Source organism: Lentilactobacillus parafarraginis DSM 18390 = JCM 14109, from assembly GCF_001435895.1.
Taxonomy (GTDB): Bacteria; Bacillota; Bacilli; order Lactobacillales; family Lactobacillaceae; genus Lentilactobacillus; species Lentilactobacillus parafarraginis.
In genome coordinates this window covers 1-2,452 of the sequence record NZ_AZFZ01000134.1, presented here as the reverse complement: position 1 = coordinate 2,452, position 2,452 = coordinate 1, and the positions used below count along the sequence as shown (strand labels likewise).

Sequence of the window (2,452 nt, the reverse complement as noted above, 5' to 3'; positions counted from 1 at the left end):
CTTCCGCTTGTATCAAGGGATTTCGGCTCTTCATTAGTAATCTTTTTTTTGTAAATGTCTTTAGTTGTAACTTCGAGGTCAGCTAGATAAAGATGATTTGGTAGATTCTTCTTTTTCTTCGGATCAAATCCTAAGTTAACTTGATAGAGTAACTTTGCCCTTTCTAATTCTTTTTTTACTTTAACAATTTTCGCATTGCCCCAGCCAAATAAATTATGAAGCTCTTGATTTGTGAAAATGAAATAGACTCGATTCTTCTCATCAATCCAGTTGTTTCTTAATGAGTAATCTAGACGATCACGTAAAATCATATATCCTAACTTAGCACTATCACTTAGCTTTTTGTATTTTTCTCCGTATAGTAAAACTTGTGGGAATTGAAAAAAACGGGTTTCATAAGCTTTTTTTGATTCAATAAAATTAAAATTTGTTTGATCCATAATAAAACTCCCCTTCATTGACTTGTACATGCTGTCTTCAAAGAGAGTTGCTAAAACATCAGACTTGTTCTAAAATACAAATTTGATATGCTCTGACTGAATTATAAAGCATCATTGGCAGTGAGGACTTTGTAAATTCACCAGCATGTGTTTGTTTGTGAGTTGCAATTCGGCAACTTTTTTAATTTTTAAGAACTAAAAATGGACTAAGTAGTTATTAGAAGCTACTTAGTCCATTGGTCTTATCTTCGTTTTAATTAGTTTACCTTTGCTTGCCCCTTAAGGTTTGCTTGCGGTATAATTAGCACGTAAACAAGATTACAATTTGTTCAAGCAATTTTAACTTGGCGGTGAAAATTGCTTGGACTAGGTAGCTGCAAGATAGCTACTTGTCAATACTGCAAAAATCCCAATCCCGAGTGGATTGGGATTTTTTGTTTATGAACAAAGCATATCATTCTGCAAAGGTTAAGTAAATAGTTTTATGATATGATTTATGATTAATCATAAATCATATAAAATTTGTGATTAATCATAAATCATGGTAAAATGTTTATGTAAAGGTAGGTGCTACTATGAATGGGAAAACACTATTAAACTTCAACTTTAAAGGTGGCGTTGGTAAGACCACCTTGACTGTAATGGAAACCTATTTATTGGGTCAAGAGGGGAAAAAAGTACTACTGATAGATTTCGATCCCCAGGGAAATGCAACTGAAATTATGAAGGAGACTTATAAAGCCGATTTAAAGCCGGAACTTTCATTATATGAGGGCCTTCTTGGAGGGAATTTGTCTAAATCTATTGTGTCTGTTACAAACCAAATTGATATGATTCCTACAGATTGGACATTGTCTTTATGGATTGGTGCTGTAGAAAAAGTTAGTCGGGTTAAACGTAATATTCTATTACCACAAATGCTTTCAAAGTTAAAACAAAATTACGATTATATTTTTATTGACGTACCACCAACAATAAATGTCTTTACTAATAACGCAATCATGGCTTCAGATTTCATCTCAATTGTCTTACAAACTCAAAAGCAGTCATATACAAGTTCTTTAAAAACAGCTACGCATTTAGGTGAACTACGTGAACAATACAATGGAAGTTTTCAGTTAGTTGGTGTCATATTGTACTTAATGAAGCCACGTGCCAAAGTTGATACTGAAATTTCTGCACAAGCAAAAGACTTTTTTGGCGAAGGGGTCTTTTCAAACTCAATTAGAACTCAAGAACGGGTTAAAACGTTTGCTAATGAAGGAATACGGAATAAAGACCATTGGGATAAAAGAGCAATCCAAATGTACCAAATGGTTCTTAATGAACAACTACTTAGGATTCAACAGTTAGAGGAGTAATTTATCATGGCAGAAGATTTTTTAAACAAAGTTAGTAAAAAGGCATCTGAACAACTTAAAAATCTAAAAAGTCCATACCAATTCGAAACAGAAAGAACTAAAACCGTTCAACTTCGCATGAGCACATATAAAGAAGTTAAACGCATCGCTTTTGAGAATGACGAAAAAATTGTTGATGTCTTAGAAAAAATTATTCGTGAAGGCCTTGCCCAACGTAAATAAGATTGAGCTTAACTTATGTATTACNATAAAAGATTAATCTTTTATCATAAATCACACAATCAATAAACTTCACTGTACAAGGTATATTTAAAATAAATTTGATTTAAACATACGTGGTAGATCGCAAATTTAGGGGTCTAGAATTTTTGGTGTTGGAAAGTATTTCCATTCCAAAAGTACTAGGCCCTTTTTGATAACAAAAAAAGGCATCTAAGAAGCTGTCCAAGATCTATACTTTTTTATATAGAAGTATATCAAAAAAATAGATCTTGGACAGCTTCTTAATAGCACAAAAGCGTATCTAAACAACGCTTGCAACTTTGTATTATCAAAATCGTGGCGTATTAACGACTGTAAAGGACTTTCCATATTCCTTGCGCGTTTTAATTAATCAAGTAAAAATATAGTTATTGATTATATGTTGTTTTT

The 2,452-nt window shown here is 32.4% G+C and carries 3 protein-coding genes; 2 read left to right on the top strand and 1 reads right to left on the bottom strand.

Annotated features, from left to right (window positions below):
• A partial coding sequence (locus tag FD47_RS14195; protein WP_162260761.1) for a replication initiator protein A occupies positions 1 to 440 on the bottom strand: 440 nt, incomplete at its 3' end.
• A gap of 575 nt (positions 441 to 1,015) precedes the next feature.
• Here FD47_RS14195 and FD47_RS14190 point away from each other — a divergent pair.
• Positions 1,016 to 1,801, top strand: coding sequence for a ParA family protein (locus tag FD47_RS14190; protein WP_005728422.1), 786 nt, complete (start codon positions 1,016 to 1,018; stop codon positions 1,799 to 1,801).
• A 6-nt stretch (positions 1,802 to 1,807) separates the two neighbouring features.
• Positions 1,808 to 2,023, top strand: coding sequence for a hypothetical protein (locus FD47_RS14185; protein ID WP_056980821.1), 216 nt, complete (start codon positions 1,808 to 1,810; stop codon positions 2,021 to 2,023).
• Positions 2,024 to 2,452: the final 429 nt, after the last annotated feature.

Bases quoted from the DNA above. Each gene is read 5' to 3' on its own strand.
- FD47_RS14190 (WP_005728422.1), top strand. From the start codon at position 1,016: ATGAATGGGAAAACACTATTAAACTTCAACTTTAAAGGTGGCGTTGGT.
- FD47_RS14185 (WP_056980821.1), top strand. From the start codon at position 1,808: ATGGCAGAAGATTTTTTAAACAAAGTTAGTAAAAAGGCATCTGAACAA.